Here is a 4232-nt window from a genome sequence, read left to right as displayed (position 1 = left end):
CGGTCGGTCGCTGCGCTCCCTCCCTCTGGTCGCTCCAGAACCGGGGCGGGCCCCGGCCACGGATGCGACCATCCGGATAGAGCACCGGGGACCGGCTCCGGCACACCGTCGAGTTTCGGGTGGGTCCCGGAGCACCCGGTGGCGCCGACCGGCCACGAGCTGCGAACGGATCATCTGCACCCCCGGGCTGCGGAACTACTCAACGGTAGCGTGTGAACGGCGTCTCACCGAGCACAGGGACGCGCGAATCACCCGGCGAGCATGTGAAGGCGGCCGCCCTCCGTTCGAGGGCCGGCCGAGCGCGCCCACCTCGGCAAATAGTCCGAAGCCCACCGGGCCACTCCGGAATACATGAGCAGGTTCCGCGATCACGTAAGTGCTCGAAGGCCGCACCCTATGTACGGTCAACCGCATATCGCGCTAGTTTCGAGGGGTGAGCACCGCTACCCCGTCATCAGATTTCATCCCCGCCGACTACATCGTCGCGGTCGACCACGTCGGCATCGCCGTCCCCGACCTGGACGCCGCCGTCGCCTGGTACGCCGAGAATCTGGGCCTGGTCGAAACCCATCGTGAGGTCAACGAGGAACAGGGCGTTCAGGAGGCGATGCTGTCCGCGCCCGCCGCCGAGGACGATTCGACTGCTCTGCAGTTGCTGGCACCGCTCGACGAAACCTCCACCATCGCGAAATTCATCGACCGCAGCGGCCCGGGCCTGCAGCAGCTGGCCTTCCGGGTGACCGATATCGAGGCCGTTTCCGCATTCCTGCGCGATCGCGGGATGCGACTGCTGTACGAGGCGCCGCGCCGCGGCACCGCCGATTCGCGCATCAATTTCGTCCATCCGAAGGATGCTGGCGGTGTGCTGGTGGAGCTACTGGAACCGGATCCGAATGTTACGCACTAGTATCATCTTCGGGCGCGCAGGAGACGCTCCGATAACATTCCCGGTCGGCTCACCACGGCCGGGTCTCAGGCTGTAGTTTGTTGGCCATGTCGTCACCCGAGTCCGATCGCAATCGCTTCGTTGCGCTGCCCTTCACCGTCGTGCGCAAGGGTTATGCGCAAGACGAGGTACGTAACTATTTCGACCGCTTCGATGCCGAGTTGCGGGTCACCGCCACCGACCGAGATGCCGCCGCCGCTCAGGCCCGCAACCTCGCCAGTCAGCTGGAAGATGCCCGCGACGAAATCGACGAACTCCGCAAGGAGGTCGACCGGCTGTCCGTTCCGCCGACCACCGCGGAAGGGATGAGCGACCGCATCTCCCGGATGCTGCGATTGGCCTCCGACGAGGCGTCCGAGGTCCGCGCGCTCGCGCAGGCCGAGGCGGCAGAAATGGTCTCCATCGCCGAGCAGCAGGCCGCGGAGATGCGCGGCAAGTACGAATCGCTGCTCGCCGAGACCAAGGAAAAGCGCGAAGCACTCGAGATCGAGTACGAGCAGACGCTCGCCAACGCGCGTACCGAGTCCTCGAAGATCATCGAAGCCTCCCAGGCCGACGCCGAGCGTCTCGCCAAGGAGTCCGAGGCCAAGCGTAAGGCCACCCAGCAGGACTTCGAGGTCACCATGGCCGAGCGGCGTACCAAGCTGACCCGCGCCATGGAGGAACTCGAGGCCACCAGCCGCGCCGAGGCCGCCCAGCGGATCAAGGACGCCACCGACGAGGCCAACCGTCTCATCACCTCCGCCACTCAGACCTCCGAGCGCAAGATCGCGCACGCGAAGGAACTGGCCGAGGAGATGCGCGTACTGCGCGGCCGGGTCCTGGCCCAGCTGCTCGGCATCCGCGGCCAGCTCGATTCGGTGCCGGCCATGCTCGCCGCGGTCAACCGCGAGAGCGAACTGCTCGACGGCGTGCCCGAGCAGCCGCGCAAGTCCATCGGCAGCGGTCAGAACAACAAGCAGGTGTCCAATCCGCGGCAGAAGGCCATCCCCGAGGTGAGCGCCGACGACGAATCCGACGATATCGTCGAGGAAGAACGCGAGAACGCCGACATCAGCCGCTAGTCCACTACCGGACTGCTGTCGGGAAGCATACGGCGACACCACAATCCACACCGAAGGCCGCCCCATCGGGGCGGCCTTCCTCATATCCGCGATCGTCCGGTGATCGGACGGGGCCTCCCGCTAGGACCAGCGCCGGGTGATCCCCCGCGTTCCCCGGCCGTTCCAGCAGCCGCTGTGCCAATGCCGGCGATCGGTCTCTCCGCTACCGGCCGGCCATGCCACCACATGCGCGACCCCCGGCATGATCTCGTGATCGCACCCCGGACAGCGGTACCGCTTCACCGCCCGCGCGCCCGGCACAGTGCGCACCACGTAATCGTCACCGTCCGGGCCGGCCTCGGTTCTGCGGTACACATCGCCCAGCCCGGTACCCGGCCCCTGCGGCCGGGCGCCCGAGCGCCCCTCGCGCGGTTTCCGTCGTGGCATGCCCTCCAGCCTAGAAGAGGCGGAATTCGTTGCTCTCGGTGCCACGTAGGGCGTTGTAGTCCAGGGTGAGGCAGCGAATTCCGCGATCCTCGGCGAGGGTGCGCGCCTGCGGTTTGATCTGCTGCGCGGCGAACACCCCGGCCACCGGGGTGAGCAGCGGATCGCGGTTGAGCAACTCCAGGTAGCGGGTGAGCTGCTCCACCCCGTCGATCTCACCGCGCCGTTTGATCTCCACCGCGACGGTTCGTCCGTCGGCGTCCCGGCACAGCAGATCCACCGGCCCGATCGCGGTCATGTACTCCCGGCGGATCAGGCTGTACCCGGCACCGAGCGTCTCCACATGCTCGGCCAGCAACTCCTGCAGATGCGCCTCCACCCCGTCCTTCACCAAACCGGGGTCGACACCGAGCTCGTGGCTGGAATCGTGCTCGATCTCCTCGATCCCGATCCGCAGTTCCTCACCGGCCTTGTTGCTCACCACCCAGAGCGCCTTGAACTCTTCCGCCGCCGGATCCGGGTCCCGCTCCTCCAGCCAGCACGGCGGGCTCATCCAGTTCAGCGGTTTGTAGGAACCCCCGTCCGAATGCACCAGCACCGAGCCGTCCGCTTTGATCATCAGTAGCCGGCGGGCCATCGGCAGATGAGCGGTCAGCCGCCCCACGTAGTCGACCTGGCAACGAGCAATCACAAGGCGCATCCGGCAGAGTCTAGGCGCTGACGCGAGCAACGATTCCGCAGCCCACAGACCGGCCGGCCGGATTTCGACCTTGCCTACCGGCCCTGCGGCCGCCAGCGGCCGAAACCGCCCTCCGTATTGATCACCTGCCCCGTGATCCACCGAGCTTCATCGGTCACCAGCCAGCTGATGAGCCGGGCCGGGTCGTCGGGTTCTCCGAAGCGTCCGAACGGGAACATCGGCGCGAGCCGATGCCAGGTTTCCGTGGTCAGATAGCCCGTATCCACCGGGCCGGGATTCACGGTGTTGAGCCGGATCCCGGCGTCGGCGAGCTGATCGGCGAGAGTGACCGTGATCCCCTCGAGTGCGGCCTTGGCCGCCCCGTACGCCACTTCACCGGGAAGCGGCCCGAGATGCTGCCCCGAGGTCATGAACACCACCGCCCCGCCGGGTCGTCCGTCGTGCCGGTTCGCGAAGGCCTGGGCCAGTAGCAGGCACGATCGGGCGTCGATCGCCCAGTGCCGATCCAGATCCGCGGCCGACAGGCCACCCAGCGGGCCATCCGAACCGGAGGACGCGTGATTGCAGATCAAGATATCGAGATGCCCGAACTCCGCCACCGCGGCCTCGACCACTTCCCGTGGTGCTTCCGGGTCCGAGAAATCCGCGCCGATATCGGCGACCCGCGACGAGTCGGCCACCAGGTGTGACCGTATGCCGTCCAGTACCGCCCCGAGATCATCGGCGCCCCAGGGCTGTTCTTCGTCATGCGGCCGGAAATGATGCGCGAACACGCTCGCGCCGTACGCAGCAAGCCGGCACGCGACGGCATATCCGATCCCTGCCCGTCGGCTCACCCCGGTCACCAGCGCCGTCCGGCCGAGAAGTGGCAACGGATCCCGCGCCAGCACATCACTCCGCGTTGCGTCCATTGCCGCGATGGTCGCACCGCCGACGGCCGCCGGCAATCGGTTTTCCGGCTCTCCGGCTCACATCCGAACGACCTACCCCGAAAAGCACTTCAGGGGCCCACGAAATCGTGGGCCCCTGAAGGCAATGTATGTTCCGGCGGTGTCCTACACACACAGATCGGACCAGCGACGAGAAGGGAAAGAGAGAG

At 67.0% G+C, this 4232-nt stretch carries 5 protein-coding genes; 2 read left to right on the top strand and 3 right to left on the bottom strand.

The features are described 5' to 3' along the window. Nucleotides 1-433 precede the first annotated feature (433 nt). Both mce and ACWDU1_RS30180 read left to right on the top strand, forming a co-directional pair. On the top strand, nt 434-907 hold the full coding sequence (gene mce / locus ACWDU1_RS30185; RefSeq protein ID WP_450003676.1) for a methylmalonyl-CoA epimerase: 474 nt from the start codon (nt 434-436) through the stop codon (nt 905-907). 86 nt (nt 908-993) lie between these two features. Then, entirely contained in the window at nt 994-2010 is a 1017-nt protein-coding gene (locus ACWDU1_RS30180) for a hypothetical protein (protein ID WP_450003675.1), read from the top strand. A 120-nt stretch (nt 2011-2130) separates the two neighbouring features. Here ACWDU1_RS30180 and ACWDU1_RS30175 read toward each other — a convergent pair whose 3' ends face one another. The 3 genes from ACWDU1_RS30175 to ACWDU1_RS30165 all read right to left on the bottom strand — a co-directional run bounded on the left by ACWDU1_RS30175 (nt 2131) and on the right by ACWDU1_RS30165 (nt 4044). Further along, entirely contained in the window at nt 2131-2436 is a 306-nt protein-coding gene (locus ACWDU1_RS30175; protein WP_450003673.1) for an ATP/GTP-binding protein, read from the bottom strand. Between the two features lie 10 nt (nt 2437-2446). Continuing rightward, nucleotides 2447-3133, bottom strand: coding sequence for an endonuclease NucS (gene nucS / locus ACWDU1_RS30170; protein WP_450003671.1), 687 nt, complete (start codon nt 3131-3133; stop codon nt 2447-2449). Nucleotides 3134-3207: 74 nt separating this feature from the next. Further along, nucleotides 3208-4044 (bottom strand): SDR family oxidoreductase, encoded by an 837-nt coding sequence (locus ACWDU1_RS30165; RefSeq protein WP_450003669.1) that lies wholly within the window; start codon nt 4042-4044, stop codon nt 3208-3210. Nucleotides 4045-4232: the final 188 nt, after the last annotated feature.

It is taken from the genome of Nocardia sp. NPDC003345 (assembly GCF_053589395.1).
Note: the sequence above shows the minus strand (reverse complement) of the source record. Positions and strands in the feature narration are given on the sequence as shown.

Coding starts and splice junctions, on each gene's coding strand:
- nucS (WP_450003671.1), bottom strand. CDS start 3,133: ATGCGCCTTGTGATTGCTCGTTGCCAGGTCGACTACGTGGGGCGGCTG.
- ACWDU1_RS30165 (WP_450003669.1), bottom strand. CDS start 4,044: ATGGACGCAACGCGGAGTGATGTGCTGGCGCGGGATCCGTTGCCACTT.
- ACWDU1_RS30180 (WP_450003675.1), top strand. CDS start 994: ATGTCGTCACCCGAGTCCGATCGCAATCGCTTCGTTGCGCTGCCCTTC.
- ACWDU1_RS30175 (WP_450003673.1), bottom strand. CDS start 2,436: ATGCCACGACGGAAACCGCGCGAGGGGCGCTCGGGCGCCCGGCCGCAG.